The sequence below is a fragment of the Paenibacillus sp. XP01 genome, from assembly GCF_057364885.1.
In genome coordinates this window covers 2,279,851-2,297,740 of the sequence record NZ_CP139481.1, presented here as the reverse complement: position 1 = coordinate 2,297,740, position 17,890 = coordinate 2,279,851, and the positions used below count along the sequence as shown (strand labels likewise).

The following is a 17,890-nucleotide window of genomic DNA, read 5'->3' as shown; positions in this document are numbered from 1 at the left end:
TAGCCCCTTATGCTTCGAATTTTTTGAGAATGATGGTTGCGTTGTGACCGCCAAATCCAAACGAGTTGGACATAACAACATTGATATCCGCTTGGCGAGGAACGTTAGGCACGTAGTCCAGGTCACATTCAGGATCTTGGTTGTCCAGATTGATGGTCGGCGCAATCGTCTGGTGCGCCAGCGTCAAACCGCAAATGACGGCTTCCACGCCGCCTGCCGCGCCCAACATATGGCCCGTCATCGACTTAGTAGAGCTCACCGCCAGCTTGTACGCATGGTCTCCAAATGCCTTTTTGATGCCCGTCGTTTCGGAAAGGTCACCCGCAGGCGTCGATGTGCCATGTGCGTTGATGTAATCCACGGCTTCCGGCTCGATGCCTGCACTGCGAAGAGCCATCTTCATGCAGCGTGCCGCGCCGTCAGGATCAGGATCGGTCATATGATGAGCATCACCTGTAAGGCCATACCCGATGACTTCGCCATAGATGCGAGCTCCGCGCTTCTGGGCATGCTCCAGCGATTCCAGGATCAGAATGCCCGCACCCTCGCCCATCACAAAACCGTCGCGACCGGTATCGAAAGGACGGCTTGCTTTTTCCGGCTCATCATTTCGCGTGGACATGGCGCGCATGGCGCAAAATCCCGCAAGGCCCGTCGGACGGATCGTCGCTTCGGCACCGCCGCAGATCATCGCGTCGGCGTCGCCGTTCGCAATCAGCTTGAAGGAATCACCAATGGAATGAGTTCCTGTTGCGCAAGCCGTGACCACGTTGATGTTCGGTCCTTTGGCGCCCAGGGAGATGGACATCTGGCCTGATGCCATATTGGAGATCATCATCGGAATGAAGAACGGACTTACCCGTTTAGGGCCTTTTTGCAGGAGCGCATTATGCTGGTCCTCCCATGTGCCCAATCCGCCGATGCCCGAACCGATGGACACGCCGAAACGTTCTGCATCAATATTTTCGTTGATTTTCAAACCACTGTCTTCAACGGCTTTGAAACCCGCAGCAACGGCAAACTGAACAAAACGGTCCATTTTGCGCGCATCTTTGCGATCCATGTAATCTTCCGGATTAAAATCCTTGATCTCTGCCGCGATCTGTGTGGTGTATTCACTCACATCAAAAGCCTCGATCTTGGAGACGCCGGACTTTCCTGCCATCAGGTTGCCCCAGAACGTTTCCAAATCCTTTCCGAGCGATGTCATGACGCCCATACCGGTAATTACGACTCTTTGTTTCAAACCGACTCACCTCTATATCGACTGCGTATACGCACGTATTTTGTGGGAATATCCGCAGGCAATCCGGTCCTCTGTCCGAAGACACCGGGACGAATTTACCTGCGGAATGAGAAAAACCGATGAATGATGAGAAGTCCCGCCGTTCGAAAACAGGTGCGGGACTAAATTGACTTTAGGTATGAGATTGTATGTAGTTTACAACTTCACCTACGGTCGTAATTTTTTCTGCATCTTCATCAGAGATTTCCAAATCGAATTCATCTTCCAATTCCATAACCAATTCTACTACGTCGAGAGAATCAGCTCCCAAGTCTTCCTTGAAAGATGCTTCAAGTGTAACTTCAGCCTCGTCTGCGCCCAAGCGGTCGACGACGATGCGTTTTACACGCTCCAATACATCGGACATCCGGTTCACCTCCTCCTTGGTATTATACGAGAATCGCAAGCAAAATGCCATAGAAGACATATGCGGTCCCCGGCCGGGGAACCCAACCTTTTTCCGGCATTTGCGGATCGTCCAGCGTCTGTTCCCCGGGCATGCGTTCAAGTCCGGGAAGAACTACATGTACATGCCGCCATCGACATGCAGCGTCTGCCCTGTCATATAAGAAGAAGCATCCGAAGCGAGGAATGTCACCACGCCAGCAATTTCATTCGGCTGGCCAAGACGGGCAAGCGGAATGCCGCTTAACATGCCATCGACCAGCTCTTGTGACAGTTCCTTGGTCATATCGGTTTCAATGAAGCCCGGTGCCACGCAATTGACCGCAATACCGCGGGATGCCAATTCGCGGGCAGACGCCTTCGTCAAACCGATGACCCCTGCTTTCGCAGCGACATAATTAGCTTGCCCTGCATTTCCAAGCACGCCGACAACGGAGGAAATGTTGATGATTTTGCCTGAACGCTGTTTCATCATTGGACGTGTCACTGCTTTCAAGCAATTGAACACCCCTTTGAGATTCGTCTCGATCACCTGATCGAACTCTTCCTCTTTCATGCGCATGATCAGGTTATCGCGGGTAATTCCGGCGTTATTCACCAGAATGTCCACATTGCCCCATGCTTCAATCGTAGCTTTCACCATTTGTTCGGCTTCATCCATCACGCCCACATTCGCTTGAACCGTTATGCTCTTCACGCCTTTGGCACGAATCGCTTCAGCCACCTCTTCCGCAGCAGCCTGGCTTCCTGCATAGTTCACGGCCACGTTAGCCCCGGCCTCCGCCAGCGCAAGCGCAATGCTGCGTCCGATGCCTCGGGAGGCACCCGTAACAAGCGCGTTTTTTCCTTCCAATGGTTTGGACATAGTCAGTCCTCCTTTCCCAGAGTATCCGATCGGCTCAGGATTGCAGCGCAGCCGCGGTTGCTTCCAGCGTTTCAAGGCTGTTCACGTTGTAGAGGCTGACGGTTTTATCTGTCTTTTTAATCAAACCTGTCAGCACGCTGCCTGAACCGATTTCCACAAAAGTATCGACGCCTTGTTCGATCAGCCATGTCACACTGTCTTCCCATAATACGGGAGAATAGACCTGTTCCGTCAACAATTGCGGGATTTTACCGTCTTCGGCAGGTCTTGCCGTTACATTGGCCACGACAGGCACACGCGCCGGAGAAAATGTAACGCCACTCAGTTTATCTGCCAGTTTATTAGCAGCTTCCTTCATCAACGAGGAATGGAACGGACCGCTAACCTCCAACGTAATGGCGCGTTTGCCGCCAGCTTCTTTCACCCGTTCAGCGACGGCAGCAACGCCTTCCTTCACGCCCGAGATGACAATCTGGCCCGGACAGTTCATATTTGCGAGTTCCACGGCATGACCACCAGCCGATACGTCCCGGCAAAGCACCCCCAGCGCTTCCCGATCCGCACCCAGCACGGCTGCCATCGCTCCTTGACCTCCAGGTACAGCTTGTTCCATATACTGGCCGCGCGCACGCACAATGCTCACGGCATCCGCGAAAGTCAGTACATCGGCTGCAACCAATGCGCTGTATTCGCCAAGACTGTGTCCAGCCACGTAGTCAGGCTCGATCCCTTTTTCTTTGAAAGCCTCAAGCAAGGCAATGCTTGCCGTCAACAGAGCCGGTTGTGTATTCGATGTCTGTTTCAGCTCGGTATCCGGACCTTCAAAAATCAATGAACTCAGCGAAAAGCCAAGCGTCTCGTCCGCTGTACGGAAAATGTTCGCGGATGCAGGCACGTGATCATGAGCGTCCTTTGCCATCCCGACTGCCTGTGATCCCTGTCCGGGAAATACAAATGCTATTTTACCCATCTGATTCTTCTCTCCCAGCTTGTAATTTTACCAAACGAGTACGGACGCACCCCAAGTCAAACCGCCGCCGAAGCCGACCATCAGCACCGTGTCGCCTTCCTTCATGCGGCCTTCTTCCGCTGCTTCCACGAGGGCAAGCGGGATCGACGCAGCCGAAGTGTTGGCGTATTTGTCCACGTTGACGACAACCTTCTCTTCCGGCAGCTCGAGCCGCTGCATCGCGGATTGAATAATGCGGATGTTGGCCTGATGCGGAACGAACAGATCGACATCTGTACGATCCAGGCCCGCTTTCTCAAGCACGTCAACGGTTGCCGTTCCCATGACGCGCACCGCAAATTTGAACACCTCGCGCCCGTTCATGTAAATGTAATGCTGTTTGTTTTCGATCGTCTCGGCAGATGCAGGCAAACGCGAGCCGCCGCCCTCTAATTTCAACAAACCGCCTCCGGCACCTTCGGCTCCGAGATCGAACGATTTGAAGCCGCGGCCTTCCGGAACCTCACCCAGAATAACGGCTCCAGCTCCGTCTCCAAAGAGCACGCAGGTGTTGCGGTCCGTATAATCCGTGATGCGGGAAAGCGTATCGGCACCGATCACAAGCGCATTGTTGTACATGCCGCTTTGAATGAAACTCGTCGCTGTTGCCAGCCCGTACACAAAGCCGGAGCAAGCCGCAGACAGATCGAACGCTGCCGCGCCTTTGGCACCGAGCTTATCCTGCAGGATGCAAGCCGTCGACGGGAATGCGGAATCCGGCGTGATGGTGGCCACGATGATCAGGTCCAAATCGCCGCCTGTCATGCCGGCTGTTTCAAGCGCTTTGACGGCGGCTTCATAGGCCAGATCCGAAGTCGCCTGGTCCGGCGCCGCAATATGGCGCTCACGGATGCCCGTGCGGCTGACGATCCACTCGTCGTTGGTATCCACCATTTTTTCCAAATCGCTATTCGTCAAAATTTTCTCAGGGACATATTTACCAGTTCCAATAACCCCTACCGGGCGCAAATTATTCATGTCTTCACTCACTTCCCGCTAATTTCCTTGGATATGCTCTCCACCAGTTGATTCTGAATGGCGATTCTCGCCTGACGCACCGCGTTTTTGATCGCATTGCCATCCGCCGAGCCATGGCTCTTCACAACGAGTTTGCTCAGGCCAAGCAGCGGCGCGCCCCCGTGCTCCGTGTAATCCAGTTTGCGTTTCAGCCCGCGCAGTTCAGGCATTAACACGGCAGCGGCGAGCTTGCTTTTTAAAGAAGATGAAAACTGCTCTTTGAGCAGTGAAAAGATCGCTCCAGCCGTACCTTCCATCGATTTCAGCAAAATGTTGCCGGCGAAACCGTCGCACACAAGCACGTCGCACTCAGCCGTCAGCACATCGCGCGCTTCCACGTTGCCCACGAAACGAATCGGCAGTTCCTTCAGCAAAGGATACGCGTTTTTGGTCAACTCGTTACCTTTCCCTTCTTCCGTGCCGACATTAAGCAGGCCCACTCGCGGCGAGTCGATGCCCTGAACTTTCTGGCGGTACAAGCTCCCCATGAGCGCATACTGGGCAAGATGCTCCGGTTTGGCATCCATATTGGCTCCCAAATCCAGCGCAAGCACGCCGACATCGTCGATCGTTGGAATCATCGGCGCAAGCGCGGGACGTTCAATGCCCTCCATGCGGCCTACAACCAACAACCCCGTCGTCATGAGCGCGCCGGTATTGCCGGCCGAAATCATGGCGTCTGCTTCGCCTTCCTTCAGCATGCGGCCGGCAACGACCATGGAAGCGTCTTTTTTGCGACGGACCGCCTTGACCGGTTCGTCGTCCGAACCGATCACTTCGGATGCGTGCCGCACAGACAAATTCGCAGGTTTCGTCGCTGCCTTGCTCAGGATCGGCTCCAGCCTGCCTTCGTCGCCGACCAATACGATCTGTGCGTCAGGCCATTCCGCGGCAGCGGACAACGCGCCTTCCACGGTTGCCGCAGGGGCGTTGTCGCCCCCCATGGCATCAATCACGATTCTCATTTCGAAGCCTCTCCTTCCGTATCTTCTCCACCCGAACGGTAGATCACAAAATTGCCCTGGAACACCATCTCTTCGCCAACATACGTGAACACTTCGACCTTAGCTTTCCCTTTCTGGCCAGGGATCGATCTTACGTAAGCCTTGGCAATGCACTTTTCGCCCAAATGAACGGAGCGCACAAAGCGTATGTCCGCCGAAGCCGTCAAAGCAATCTCGTCATTGATGACCGCGACCGCAAGGGAATTGGCCTGCGCGAACACATAGTGCCCGCGCGCAATGCCTGTCCGCGAAAATACGTGTTCTTCCCGGATCTCAAACAGGGAAATGCCGCTTTTATCCAATTGCAGGTCCACGATGTCACCAATGATCTCATGCAGCGGAAGGGAACGCACCTGGTCATAGGACAGCTCGGCCATCAGCTTCATCCGTTCGCGCAGCTCGGGTATTCCGAGCTCAAGCCTGTCGAGACGAATCGTCTGGATGCTCACCTTTAATTGGCGCGTTAGCTCTTGATCCGTTACAAACGGGTTGTCTTCGATCATTTTGGTTAACTGCTGCTGCCTCTGCTTTTTGGGTAAACGTTCGATGTCTGACACCCCCTGCTGAAATCTGTACCTGAAACCGGCCGTACCGAAGCAGGCCATTCAGGTGTATCCTGCCACTCCAATGTTCGTTGTTCGTTGCTATATTTGAATTCATCGCCGCCTACGCTAAAGGCAGCTTTGTCGCTTTCGTATCTATGTAACGTCAAATCTTAGAACCTGGTACTAAACTATAGTATATATCATACGCCGCCAAAAAGAAAGATGCACATCTTAAATCCGCTTGCCAATGGGACTTCCGGCCCGATTCACCGTCCACTGTATCCATTCTATCACTTTCGCTACGACGAAAACAAAAAAGTAGTACCTCACCGAAATGAGATACTACCCGGTTGTTGCTATTATTGAGAGATGATCTCTCTTGCTTTGTACGTTCCGCACACTTTGCACACGTGGTGAGCAAGCTTCAATTCGCCGCATTGTTCACATTTCACCATGCCCGGCACAGCCAATTTAAAGTGAGTACGACGTTTGTCGCGACGTGTCTTGGACGTTCTCCGTTGAGGTACTGCCATTATTCCCACCTCCTTATCAAAATCAACCTTTACAGGCAGTTCAAACTTTTCGATTTTCATTGATGCTCATTTGAAAAAATCTTTGAGCCCTGCAAGTCGCGGGTCGATAACTTCGTTATCGCAGCCGCAATCCCCTTCGTTCAGCTCATGGCCACACGTTGGGCAGAGCCCTTTGCATGTATCGCTGCATAGCGGTATAAACGGCAGGTTCAGCAGAAAAGCCTCTTCGGCGTACAGTTTCAGGTCGAATTGATCCTCATCCACATAGATGATATCATCGTCTTCCTCCATGTCCTCCGGCTGGTCTCCCTGCTTGAATTGCTCATGAAAATCAATATGAAGATGTTCGTTAACCGGCTTAAGACAACGGGAGCACAACATGTCCACTCCTGCCGTCAACGTGCCTTGAACATCCACCACGCCCCCCGATTCTGGCTGAACGGACAAATCCGCAGTCAGCGGGGTAACGGCTGTGATATCTTTTCGGTCAGAAACCAGTTGTGTGACATCCCACTGCTCATTAAAGCTTAAAGGTCTGCCGCTGGTTGCCGCTTTGCGAAACGACACTAACATTACCATCACTCCAGACGACCAATTTCATTATGAACCTAAGTCACTAGCTGCCAAATTTACAGAATGGACCCGCGCACCATGCGCTCCCGGTCCCTACTGTATGTATTCTGACCATGTGTCCGGAAAACCATAATGAAATGGACTTAACAAACAAAAATCATTATACCGATTTCCCGAGACGTTTGTCAACACTTTTAACTTTACACCCTTCTTGAAAACAGGCTTTCCCCGACGATGTCCTCCAATGCCGCCCAAAGACATCCTTGCAGACAAACGTCACGAAACATTTTCGCGATGATGTCCGTCACGCCTGATCTATTATATCGTTTTGGGCTTAGGTTGCAAACGGTATCGAATATGCCGAACACATCTGTTTCTTCTATAGGAATATCCATTTGGTCACAGATCGTTAATGATAAGTGTGATTTAGATCACACAGACGCCTTTATTTGAAAACTATACTTGCGTTACACCAGCGGCACTGATGCGTACCGCCAAGAGATGTAGTGATATTCAACCCTTTGCCAGGAGGTATTGCCCATGTTAAGCAATCATACGATCAACGTCATCATATCCACGGTTCCTGTGCTCGAAGTCCACGGCGAAGCCATTACGCGCCACTTCTATCAAACGATGTTCGCCGCCCATCCCGAGCTGCTGAACGTATTCAACCATGCCAACCAGAAGCAGGGGCGTCAGCAAGCCGCGCTTGCCAACATGGTCTACGCCGCCGCCAAACATATCGATAACCTGCCCTCGATCCTGCCGGCCGTTCGCCAAGTCGCGCACAAACACCGCAGTCTGGGCATCACGCCGAAGCAATACGGCATTGTGGGCAAATTCCTGCTCCAGGCGATTAAAGACGTGCTCGGCGATGCCGCAACGGATGAAATCCTCTCCGCTTGGGCGGATGCCTACGGCGTCATTGCCGATGCATTCATCGGCATTGAACGGGAGATGTATGCCGAAGCTGCAAGCCAGCCTGGCGGATGGCAAGGATTCCGCTCGTTCCGCGTCGCGAAAAAGGTGCCGGAGAGCGACCTGATCACTTCATTTTATCTCGTTCCGGAGGATGGATCTGCCATCGCTGCATTTGTTCCCGGACAGTACATCAGCGTAAAACTGACCCCGCTGGGGCAATCCAATACGCATATTCGCCAATACAGCCTTTCGGATGCACCCGGCAAACCGTATTACCGCATTTCCGTCAAACGGGAGCAGGGTACTTCGGAACGGCCTGACGGCGTCATCTCGAACCATCTGCACGATGACCTTGACGAGGGCAGTCTCGTCGAAGTTTCCGCGCCAGCCGGGGACTTCACGCTCGACCTGGCAGACCCGCGGCCTGTCGTGCTGCTCAGCGCCGGTGTCGGACTTACGCCGATGGTCAGCATGTTGAATGCACTGGTGCAAGCGGACGGCAATGCATCCGTTACTTTTGTACACGCGGCCCGCCATGGCCAGCTGCACGCTTTTCGGGAACATGTGGACACCTTAGCCGATACCCACGCCAACGTTCAAGCACACTACTGTTATACACAGCCATCGTCCACGGACAAGGAACAGCTTCGTTTCCAAAAGGAAGGTCATCTGGACGCTGCTTGGCTGAAATCGATCCTTCCTGAATCGGATGCTTCGGTTTACATGTGCGGACCTGTCTCGTTCATGCGCGATACGTATCAGGCACTACGCGAATTGGGAGTTGCGGAAGACCGCATTCATTACGAATTCTTTGGACCAAAGGCAAGTCTGGTCTCAGCTGCAGCAGAGAGCAGATAACCCTCAGCCACGTCTGACAAGACACGCCCTGCATCGAAAACGATGTCGGGAGCGTGTCTTTTTTGCCATTTGCGCATCTTCCGATTTGAACATGCATGAGCATTGCCCTATTATTGAACAAGATATGTGTTCAGCCAACCGAAACAGAGAAAGGAGCACGGGAACCTATGAAGGTTGTTGGCGTCATTGTGGAATACAACCCGCTGCATAACGGGCATGTTTATCATCTTGAAGAGGCCCGGCGGCTGAGCGGAGCGGACGCCGTGGTGGCCGTCATGAGCGGCCCTTTCCTTCAACGCGGGGAACCCGCGATCGTGGGCAAAAGGGCGCGCACCGAGATGGCGCTGCACGCAGGCGCCGATCTTGTGTTTGAATTGCCGGTGGCGTATGCGGTGCAGCCGGCAGAGTGGTTTGCCTTCGGTGCGGTGTCCTTGCTGGACCGCACCGGGGTGGTGGACTCGCTCTGCTTTGGCAGCGAGTCCGGCGACCTGGACAGCCTGCAGCGCATCGCGCGCGTGCTGGCTGTGGAGCCCGCAGGGCTGCGCGAGGACATCGCGCGCCGCCTGCGGGAAGGCGCCAGCTACCCCGCCGCGTACGCAGGCGCGGCGGCAGCGCTGGCGCCCGGCGGCGTCGAGGCGGATGCCGCCGCCGCACTGCTCGGGCAGCCCAACAATTCGCTTGGGCTGCACTACCTGATCGCGCTGCAGCGGCTGGGCAGCGCGATCACGCCTTTGACGGCGGCGCGTACCGGTGCCGCCTACCACGAGGCGACGCCCGGGCCGGGGGCGATCGCCAGTGCCACGGCCGTCCGCCGCCTGCTGCTGGCGGACGGGCCCGAAGCCGCCGCGCCGTACGTGCCGGCGGCTTCGCTTGCCATTCTGCGGCGCGAATGGCAGGAAGGGCGCGCTCCCGTGCATTGGGAGCGCCTGGCGCGGCCGCTGCTGCACATCGCGGCCACGCGCCGTGCCTCCGAGCTGGCGCGCATCGCCGAGGTCACGGAAGGCCTCGAACACCGGTTGGGCCGTGCCCTGGCCCAACTGCCGGATCCCAGCGTCGAAGCGCTGCTGGCCGCCCTCAAAACCAAACGTTATACGCGCACCAAGCTGCAGCGCATGCTTACCCATGTGCTGCTCAATCACGGCAAGGAAGAGCTGTCGCCCATGTCGTTATCCGAAGGTCCGGGTTATCTGCGCGTGCTCGGTTTCAATGCCACTGGCCAAACGTTATTAAAACAAATGAAAAAAACGGCCTCCTTGCCTGTGGTCATGAAACCTTCCGGCTTCACGCACCCTCACCTGGAAATGGATATCCAAGCACAGGCAGCATATGCCCTTGCATATGAACAGACAAGCTCCCGCATGATGTTCAGCGATTTTTTCGAGCCTCCGGTAAGGCTGTAATCCATCATGAAATCCCAAACATAATTGCTTCTATTTGAGCTGCAATGACAAAAAGGCTCGCGGTCATTCGTATGATTGCGGGCCTTCATTGGTTCATTGACACCATTGCTGCTTGGTCATGGTTCACTTACTTACTTCGTGGTCCATTAGCCATTTGATCAGATGCTTACTGCCCCATCAGCCATTTGATCATTTTCAGTTTTGGACACTAGTCATTGGTTATTATATAGGTTGAACCAAAGATTTTTACACAGAGACACTAAGCGGTCAGAACCATCTTCCGTTCGCTGTTATCCCCAGATTTTTTGAATCCCTTTAGTTAAGGGGAAAATCTGGTGATAAGCCTATGCTTCCGAAGCAGCTTTCTTTCAAGAAGCTTTTAGACCGCTTCGCTTCTCCAGATTCTTTCTGCCCTCTTCGTTATCGTGTAAATTTCCGGTTCAATCTATATAGTCATTCGTTATTCGTTATCAGTCATCCCGAGCTCTTACGAACCTGACACACCTTATTTCGCCATATTTCGCGTAATTCTGTGGCTTACGAACCTGACGCACCTTATTTCAGCATTTTAGCTGCATTTCAGCTCATTTCGTCACGATTAGCGTGCCTGAAGTTCGTTACAGATTCAACCCACGATCAGCTCCCGATAACGTGCCTAGGGTTCGTTAGAAATGAATAACGCCATCGACCTCCAGCGCATCATACTACATTCCAGGGCAAAAATCGGCGCACAATATGCCAAACGAGGCAGATAAGGTCTCTGAGGAGGGGATATTTCGTCCTACCTGCGCACAGTAAAGGCTGCCGTAATGCATGAACCATTCCGCTGCGTTCAGACGCTTGTATAACTTGCTCTGTGCCGCAAATCGTCCCAGGCCATTCTCGATCTCAGCCCGGCATGTCCCTCTTTTAACGCAGTTTCGCGTCCCTTGGCACCTTGGAAAACCAAAAAGAGCGACCAGGTCAGGCAGCAGCCTGCTCCTTGATCGCTCTTTTTGCTGAAACGGGAATACACCCAAATGATCTATCGAAGTGAAATTAGCCTAATCAGGTTATTTTCCCGACACCGTCCATCAGCGGAACATGATCTTACGATTTCACGGTCAATGTCTTCAAATAAGCCAATGCATCGTCTACCGTGCTCACGGGAACGATTTTCATTTTGCTGCCAATCTGCTCGGCTTTGGCCGCAGCATCCTTATAATTGTCCTGCGGGACAAAGAAAACCTCCGCATTTTTCCGGTCGGCGGCCACGATTTTGTGCACGACCCCGCCGATCGGGCCAACAACGCCGTCCTTCGTGATCGTACCCGTCCCGGCAATCCGGTGTCCATGGGTGAGGTCCCCTTGGGTCAACTGGTTGTAAATTTCCAGCGTAAACATCAAACCAGCGGATGGACCGCCCACCCGGGTATCCGTAAACGTGATTTGTTTGCTGGAATCTTCCGGTTTGACCTTTTGCACGGTGCCGATCATCACGCCGAGCCCTGGCCGGGTTTCTCCGGTTTTGCTGTCCTTTACTTCCACCAGCTTCACGTCCCGGCTAATCGTCTCGCCGCCCCGTTCCAACTGCATTTCAACCGTGTCACCGACCTTCAGGTTTTTGAGTTGAGCCGAGAGCACCGTGTTGTCCGGGGTCGCCGTTCCGTTTACACCCAAGATGATGTCTCCCGGCGTGATGTCCCCCTGCGGTTTTGGATCTTCCGATAAACCGAACACAAATATATGCTCCGGTACGATGGCATATTTGATTCCTGCCTTCTCGTACGCGGCTTCCATGGCAGAAGACTGCGAATCGCTCATGAACCATACTTGCTCCGCCGAATATTCTGCCTCCGTTTTGCCCCGCAACCGATCCTCTTTCTTATCGATCTCGGCATTTTTGTTAAACAACGAGGCGCCAAGCAAAAACACGTTGGCATACGTGGCCGATACCGTCGTCATCATAAATGTCCCGCGTTCTTCGCTGTCCCCGTCCTTCACGGTAACCATGGGTTTGACCTCATCCGCGCTGCCGGGCATGTAAATGATGTACGGCGTCGGCATGTACACCGTTACGTAAACGATCAGAGCAACCACGATCACGAAGATCGAAACTCTGAAACCGCCCGATTTCCGAATCCGATTCATTGCACACCCCCGTTCTTAACGTTTCCTACGATATTTATTAGTCTAACACCCTCATGCTCGGGCATACAATGGTACAGGCCGGGTAGGCCGCCCTTTCTTTGCCGCCTGTCCGGTCAAGGCCGAATCGTCTGCGGACGCCATTCGGCCGTCCACCCCGGAAGCAAACGCGTTTGAAAGCAAACGCCTATTATCATATTGAGGTGAACCGATGATAATGCAGACCCAGGCCGCCCGATCCGGCCCATTACGTACCATACTTATGAGCACAGGTGCTTTATTGCTGGTTGTCGCCGTTGTCCTCTCGCCCAAACAAGCCTTCGACGCTTCCATTCAGGGACTGGACATTTGGTGGAAACTGATTTTCCCCTCCATGCTGCCGTTCCTGATGCTGTCCCAAATGCTGCATGCTTTCGGTTTTACCGCTGCCCTCGGCGTACTGTTCGAGCCATTGATGAAAACATGCTTTCGTCTCCCCGGTCAGGCCGGCCTTGTCTTTGCCTTTGGCATGATCGGTGGTTTCCCGGCAGGCGCAGATATGACGGCAAGGCTTGCGGAAGAAGGAAAATTATCCGACAGGCAGGCCGCAGCGCTTGCGTCATTCGCCCATTTCGCCAATCCGATGGTCATTGTATTGGTGATCGGAGCCGTATTTCTTCAGCAGCCGGCTGCCGGATATTTTCTGCTGCTCGTCCACTGGTTTAGCGCCTGGATCACGGCCATCCTCTTAAGCCGATTAACTCCGATGGCGACCAGTCAGGAAGCATCGTCTACACAGACAACGCCGCCGCAGCACAGCCATAAAGGACCGATCGGGTCCAAAAACAGGACAGCCTCTCAGACTGCCCCAAGCTCCCTCGATCCACCAAGAAACCTCCTTCGCCGAATGCTGAATGCAGCCCGGGAGGCGCACCTTCTCGACGGCCGTTCATTCGGCAAACTGCTTGGCGATACCGTATCTCAGGCTGTGCAAACCTTGATGATGACGGGAGGTTACATCATTGTTTTCGCTGTTCTGATCCGCCTGCTCGGCTTGTTCCTGACGCCCGGCTCCCCGGTCGCGATGTGGCCCGCTTTTCTTGAGATGCACCTGGGCGTATACCATTTAAGCAAATCCCATCTGGATCAAGTTGTGCTCATTGCCTTGACCGCTGCCGTTCTCGGCTGGGGAGGGCTTTGTTCTCACCTGCAGGTATTTGCAGCCTTGAAATCCATTTCCATGACGAAAGGCCACCTGTTCCGTTTTGCGGCAGCCCGCGTCCTTCATGGGCTCATTGCTTTTGGAGCTGCCGTGCTGCTCTGGACGCCGTTTGCCCGATACCTCCCGGGAGCGCAAGCAACCTTCCATCCTCATGCAAATGCCGATGGTGTGGACTGGTCCCAAGGATATTCCCTGTTCCGGCATTACGCCGACGGAACTTACACCTTGTGGCATGCTGTTCCGGCGGCACTTGTCATTTGGTCTGCTTTACTGCTCGCTATGGCCGTCCTGTCAGGACTGCTCCTGTGGATCAATCGCCGCGTTTCTCCCTGATTTTGCGTCGCAGCGCGATCTCCACTTCCGGCGATACAAGGTCGGTCACATCCCCTTCGTAATGGGCGATTTCCTTGACGATGCTGGAGCTTAAGTACGAATATTTGGGATTCGTCATCATAAAAATCGTTTCCGCGTCCGGGTTCAATTTGCGGTTCGTGGAAGCGATCTGCAGTTCGTATTCGAAATCGGTCACCGAGCGCACGCCGCGAACGATAGCCTGGGCATTCTTTTCCCGCACATAATTCGCCGTCAGGTCACGGAACGTATCCACTTCCACATTGGGCAGATGAGCCGTAACTTCGGCAATCAGATCCGTGCGCTCTTCGACGGTGAAAAGCGGATTTTTGCTCATATTGTTCAGAACGGCCACAATGACGCGATCAAACTGCTTGGAAGCCCGCTCGATAATATCGAGATGTCCCATCGTCACGGGATCGAAGCTCCCGGGATAGACCGCAATCCGTTCGCCATTTGTTTTCGCGTTAGTCATGAGGTTGTGCCTCCTCTGTGATGTCCTCTTTCGTTTCCGCCTCGTTCGGCTCATAACGGTAGATGGAAACCGCCGTTTCGCCGTAAACCGATTTGCGCGTCTGTTCAAACGGGCCGAACTGCTGCGGATATTCATACTTGCATTCGTATTCAAGCACAATCGTCGCTTCCGGCTCCAGCAGCTCCAGATCATGCATCGTCTGCATCAGCTCGTCCCCGTTTTTCATGCGGTAAGGCGGATCCAGGAATACGAGATCAAACCGCGTGCCGCGCTTTGCCAGCGCTTTGAGCGCACGCCCCGCATCATTACGGTATACGGCGGCTTGATCCTCCAGTTTGGTTGCCTTTAGATTGGCACGAATCGTTTCAATGCTCTTCGGTTCCAAATCAACAAAAACAGCCTTGTCCACGCCGCGGCTAAGCGCCTCGATGCCGAGACCCCCACTGCCCGCAAACAGATCCAACGCTGTACCTCCATCAAAATAAGGTCCAATCATGCTAAACAACGCTTCCTTCACCTTGTCGGTCGTCGGTCGCGTTCCCGTGCCGGGAACAGCCTTCAACGGCCTTCCTTTGGCACTTCCCGATACCACTCTCACTGACGAGTCACCTTTTCTCTATGTAAGTTTAATGATAAAGCTATCGTACCACACTCGGGAACGGTTTGAAAAATAAAAGGCCCGTCTTCTGGACAGGCAAAAAAAGTGAAACTCATTTTGGCAATGCATGTATAAAATGTCCCTGTTCCGGCCATTCTATAATTATCGACATCAAAAGTGTCGTAGACAACCGCGGAGAAGACTTACGTTTCCCCATAAGCTCTTCGTCCGGTTTCTCCTCTCCCATGAAAGGGCGTCCCGAAAGGGGCGCCCGAATTTGTTTTTGTCATCTCTTATATGACAAGGGGTTTCCCGTTTTTCTTTATTGCTGAATTCCTGTACAATGCCGAGTTGCTGACGAATTGTTGACGATAACGTAAAATCGGCTTTTTTCGATTTTTACCGTACATCAATATTTCGACAGCCTGTATACCGGCCACAGCACCAGCCTCAAAATCTTGCGGCCCAAATACGCGAATACAGTCGTTCCGGTCCATGAGCTGCGCTTATTCTGGATGTATTGATCGTTGATCATATAGGTTCGGGTGGAGGCAGGGCTTTTCAGCCCGAGCTTTTCCCATTCCGCCGGATCATTTGAACCTGCGAGTCTTCGAAGCATATTCGCAGACTCCTGATTGATCTTAGCCGGAATTTGCTCGTAAGCCTGGGTGATTTGGGTGTGGAATTCGTCGATTGGATTGCGGCTTGCAATGCTCTCCAAGTGGATGCTTTCGCGAAGGTAAGAAACGAATGACAGATGCTCGGCCCAGAACTCGTCGATATAAAAAAGCCGTACCCGCTGCTCCGAAGGACTCATCGGCAGCTCGCCTTTCAAAATGCGAAGCCGCTCCGCGTATAACATTCGCCTCTGATCCTCCACCATATCCGAATAAGCGTTCAGTTCCTGCTGGATATCGAAGTTCTGGCCCATAATCACGCGCTGAATATGGGTAATCTGGCTGCGGAGCGCCGGATCTTCAAGAGCCTCATCCTGCCTGGGAACGCGAACTGCTTTATGGGTGCCGAAGCGAAGCAATAACTCGTCTTCCAGGCTTATATAAAATACGGAAGCTCCCGGGTCGCCCTGGCGTCCGGAACGTCCGCGCAGCTGGTCGTCAATTCGCACGCTTTCGTTCACATGCGTACCCATCACGTACAACCCGCCCAGCTTGGCGACCACTTCGGCCTGTGCAGGATCGCCGCCGCCGAGCCGAATGTCGACGCCGCGTCCCGCCATATTCGTAGACACCGTTACGGCGCCGATTTCTCCCGCTTTGGCGATGATTTCGGCTTCTTTCGCATCGTTTTTCGCATTCAGAACATGGCATGGCACGCCGGCAACCGCCAGCGCCTCGGCCAGCATGTCAGACTCCTCGACGCTTGATGTACCCACAAGAATAGGGCGTCCCACCCTATGGACAGACGTGATGTCTTGTACAAGCGCCTTATATTTGGCTTCTTTATGGGTGTAAATCCGGTGCGGATGGTCAATCCGGATGTTTGGTCGATGCGGCGGAATTTGCACGACCCGCAGCGCATAAATATCTTCGAATTCCATTGCGGAAGCGTGCGCTGTAGCCGTCATGCCGCAAATGCCCGGATACAGGCTAATGAAGTGTTGAATGGTAATCGTCCCGAGAACTTTCCCGCCGGCTTTCCACTCCAGCCCTTCTTTGGCGGCAAGCGCGGCGTGCAGCCCGTCCGGCAAATACCTGTTCTCGGCCACACGGCCGGTATATTCTTCGATGAGCTCGATTTCACCGTCCCGGACGATGTAATCGACGTCTTTTTTTAGTAACGACTCCACATGCAGCGCGCAATTCAATGACGTTAACAAATGGCTGTTACGGCTATCATACAAATTACCGCATCCCAGCAGCAGTTCCGCTTTCGCAGCACCCGCATCATTCAAGTACACGTTCCGCCGGAACTCGTCGAAGTCGTAATGCTCTGCAGGCTGCAGCTGCCGGGCCACTTCTGCGAAAAGAATGCCGTCACTTTCGGAAACCTCCAAATCGCCGCTAATGACTAGCGGCACCCGCGCTTCATCAAGAAGCAGGGAGTCCGCCTCATCGACGATGACGTAGTGGAAAGGACGATGTACGGTATCGGCTTCGCTCAGCGCGATCGTGTCCCGCAAATAATCGAATCCCGCCTCTTTAGCCGTAACATAGGTGATATCCTTGGCGTAGGCTTCCCGTTTCTCGAACAGGCTCATGCCTGCTTGGACCGAATTGACCGTTAACCCGAGGAAACGATAGATCGGGCCCATCCACTCCGCATCCCGTTTTGCCAAGTAATCGTTAAACGTCAGCACATGAACGCCTTTGCCGGTCAACGCGTTTAGATAAGCAGGCATAACCGCAGAGAGCGTTTTCCCTTCACCGGTATGCTGCTCGATCAAAAATCTCTCGTGCAGAGCGATGGCAGCCATGATCTGCACATCGTAAGGCTGTAATCCGAGCTTTCTCTGCGCCGCCTCGCACACTAACGCATAAGCATCGACAAGCAGCTCATCTAAAGGCGTGCCCGATTGTGCTTCTTTCCGCAGCCGGAGGGACTCCGCTTGAAGCTGCCCATCGTCCCATGCACGTAAATTCCGGTTCCTGATAAGCTCCACTTGATCCCGGTAGAACTTCAACTTGTTCCGGGTAACGCGGTCTTTGAGCTTTTGCATCAACTTGACGGCTGCATTCATCGGAAATGGATCCCTCCTTCGTAGA

The 17,890-nt window shown here is 53.6% G+C and carries 16 protein-coding genes; 3 read left to right on the top strand and 13 right to left on the bottom strand.

What is annotated here, in order from left to right:
• Positions 1–7 precede the first annotated feature (7 nt).
• The 9 genes from fabF to SNR34_RS10565 all read right to left on the bottom strand — a co-directional run bounded on the left by fabF (position 8) and on the right by SNR34_RS10565 (position 7,236).
• Positions 8–1,246, bottom strand: coding sequence for a beta-ketoacyl-ACP synthase II (gene fabF, locus SNR34_RS10605; protein WP_339277422.1), 1,239 nt, complete (start codon positions 1,244–1,246; stop codon positions 8–10).
• Between the two features lie 172 nt (positions 1,247–1,418).
• Positions 1,419–1,652, bottom strand: a complete 234-nt coding sequence (acpP, locus tag SNR34_RS10600; RefSeq protein ID WP_024630176.1) for an acyl carrier protein — start codon at positions 1,650–1,652, stop codon at positions 1,419–1,421.
• A 153-nt stretch (positions 1,653–1,805) separates the two neighbouring features.
• Positions 1,806–2,555 (bottom strand): 3-oxoacyl-[acyl-carrier-protein] reductase, encoded by a 750-nt coding sequence (fabG, locus tag SNR34_RS10595; RefSeq protein WP_486181860.1) that lies wholly within the window; start codon positions 2,553–2,555, stop codon positions 1,806–1,808.
• Between the two features lie 34 nt (positions 2,556–2,589).
• Positions 2,590–3,525 carry an ACP S-malonyltransferase gene (fabD, locus tag SNR34_RS10590; protein WP_236417841.1) on the bottom strand — a complete coding sequence of 312 codons (936 nt, stop codon included), beginning with the start codon at positions 3,523–3,525 and terminating at the stop codon, positions 2,590–2,592.
• A 27-nt stretch (positions 3,526–3,552) separates the two neighbouring features.
• The gene (locus tag SNR34_RS10585) at positions 3,553–4,542 is read right to left on the bottom strand and encodes a beta-ketoacyl-ACP synthase III (RefSeq protein ID WP_236417842.1); all 990 of its coding nucleotides are present in this window, start codon (positions 4,540–4,542) and stop codon (positions 3,553–3,555) included.
• Between the two features lie 8 nt (positions 4,543–4,550).
• On the bottom strand, positions 4,551–5,546 hold the full coding sequence (gene plsX / locus SNR34_RS10580; protein ID WP_339277419.1) for a phosphate acyltransferase PlsX: 996 nt from the start codon (positions 5,544–5,546) through the stop codon (positions 4,551–4,553).
• Entirely contained in the window at positions 5,543–6,088 is a 546-nt protein-coding gene (gene fapR, locus SNR34_RS10575) for a transcription factor FapR (protein ID WP_236418461.1), read from the bottom strand. Before fapR ends, plsX begins: the two co-directional genes overlap by 4 nt.
• A gap of 401 nt (positions 6,089–6,489) precedes the next feature.
• Positions 6,490–6,663 carry a 50S ribosomal protein L32 gene (gene rpmF, locus SNR34_RS10570; protein WP_090923906.1) on the bottom strand — a complete coding sequence of 58 codons (174 nt, stop codon included), beginning with the start codon at positions 6,661–6,663 and terminating at the stop codon, positions 6,490–6,492.
• A 66-nt stretch (positions 6,664–6,729) separates the two neighbouring features.
• The gene (locus SNR34_RS10565) at positions 6,730–7,236 is read right to left on the bottom strand and encodes a YceD family protein (RefSeq protein WP_236417844.1); all 507 of its coding nucleotides are present in this window, start codon (positions 7,234–7,236) and stop codon (positions 6,730–6,732) included.
• A gap of 540 nt (positions 7,237–7,776) precedes the next feature.
• Between SNR34_RS10565 and hmpA the strand changes: the two genes are divergently transcribed.
• On the top strand, positions 7,777–9,015 hold the full coding sequence (gene hmpA / locus SNR34_RS10560; RefSeq protein WP_486181859.1) for an NO-inducible flavohemoprotein: 1,239 nt from the start codon (positions 7,777–7,779) through the stop codon (positions 9,013–9,015).
• A 167-nt stretch (positions 9,016–9,182) separates the two neighbouring features.
• Entirely contained in the window at positions 9,183–10,415 is a 1,233-nt protein-coding gene (locus tag SNR34_RS10555; RefSeq protein ID WP_486181858.1) for a nucleotidyltransferase, read from the top strand.
• Positions 10,416–11,504: 1,089 nt separating this feature from the next.
• On the opposite strand, the gene SNR34_RS10550 is transcribed toward SNR34_RS10555, so the two are convergent.
• Complete coding sequence (locus SNR34_RS10550) at positions 11,505–12,545, bottom strand: SepM family pheromone-processing serine protease (RefSeq protein ID WP_486181857.1); 1,041 nt, start codon at positions 12,543–12,545, stop codon at positions 11,505–11,507.
• Positions 12,546–12,753: 208 nt separating this feature from the next.
• Here SNR34_RS10550 and SNR34_RS10545 point away from each other — a divergent pair, with 208 nt between their 5' ends.
• Entirely contained in the window at positions 12,754–14,076 is a 1,323-nt protein-coding gene (locus SNR34_RS10545; RefSeq protein ID WP_486181856.1) for a nucleoside recognition domain-containing protein, read from the top strand.
• Here the strand turns inward: SNR34_RS10545 and coaD are convergent.
• The 3 genes from coaD to SNR34_RS10530 form a co-directional block, all read right to left on the bottom strand.
• The gene (coaD, locus tag SNR34_RS10540; RefSeq protein ID WP_236417856.1) at positions 14,054–14,569 is read right to left on the bottom strand and encodes a pantetheine-phosphate adenylyltransferase; all 516 of its coding nucleotides are present in this window, start codon (positions 14,567–14,569) and stop codon (positions 14,054–14,056) included. The genes SNR34_RS10545 and coaD overlap by 23 nt on opposite strands.
• On the bottom strand, positions 14,562–15,167 hold the full coding sequence (gene rsmD, locus SNR34_RS10535) for a 16S rRNA (guanine(966)-N(2))-methyltransferase RsmD (RefSeq protein ID WP_486181855.1): 606 nt from the start codon (positions 15,165–15,167) through the stop codon (positions 14,562–14,564). The genes coaD and rsmD overlap by 8 nt, the downstream gene beginning before the upstream one ends.
• 409 nt (positions 15,168–15,576) lie before the next feature.
• The gene (locus tag SNR34_RS10530) at positions 15,577–17,865 is read right to left on the bottom strand and encodes a preprotein translocase subunit SecA (RefSeq protein WP_486181854.1); all 2,289 of its coding nucleotides are present in this window, start codon (positions 17,863–17,865) and stop codon (positions 15,577–15,579) included.
• Positions 17,866–17,890: the final 25 nt, after the last annotated feature.

Coding starts and splice junctions, on each gene's coding strand:
- rpmF (WP_090923906.1), bottom strand. CDS start 6,663: ATGGCAGTACCTCAACGGAGAACGTCCAAGACACGTCGCGACAAACGT.
- plsX (WP_339277419.1), bottom strand. CDS start 5,546: ATGAGAATCGTGATTGATGCCATGGGGGGCGACAACGCCCCTGCGGCA.
- fapR (WP_236418461.1), bottom strand. CDS start 6,088: ATGATCGAAGACAACCCGTTTGTAACGGATCAAGAGCTAACGCGCCAA.
- fabD (WP_236417841.1), bottom strand. CDS start 3,525: ATGGGTAAAATAGCATTTGTATTTCCCGGACAGGGATCACAGGCAGTC.
- coaD (WP_236417856.1), bottom strand. CDS start 14,569: ATGACTAACGCGAAAACAAATGGCGAACGGATTGCGGTCTATCCCGGG.
- hmpA (WP_486181859.1), top strand. CDS start 7,777: ATGTTAAGCAATCATACGATCAACGTCATCATATCCACGGTTCCTGTG.
- fabG (WP_486181860.1), bottom strand. CDS start 2,555: ATGTCCAAACCATTGGAAGGAAAAAACGCGCTTGTTACGGGTGCCTCC.
- SNR34_RS10530 (WP_486181854.1), bottom strand. CDS start 17,865: ATGAATGCAGCCGTCAAGTTGATGCAAAAGCTCAAAGACCGCGTTACC.
- acpP (WP_024630176.1), bottom strand. CDS start 1,652: ATGTCCGATGTATTGGAGCGTGTAAAACGCATCGTCGTCGACCGCTTG.
- SNR34_RS10565 (WP_236417844.1), bottom strand. CDS start 7,236: ATGTTAGTGTCGTTTCGCAAAGCGGCAACCAGCGGCAGACCTTTAAGC.
- SNR34_RS10545 (WP_486181856.1), top strand. CDS start 12,754: ATGATAATGCAGACCCAGGCCGCCCGATCCGGCCCATTACGTACCATA.
- SNR34_RS10585 (WP_236417842.1), bottom strand. CDS start 4,542: ATGAATAATTTGCGCCCGGTAGGGGTTATTGGAACTGGTAAATATGTC.
- SNR34_RS10550 (WP_486181857.1), bottom strand. CDS start 12,545: ATGAATCGGATTCGGAAATCGGGCGGTTTCAGAGTTTCGATCTTCGTG.
- SNR34_RS10555 (WP_486181858.1), top strand. CDS start 9,183: ATGAAGGTTGTTGGCGTCATTGTGGAATACAACCCGCTGCATAACGGG.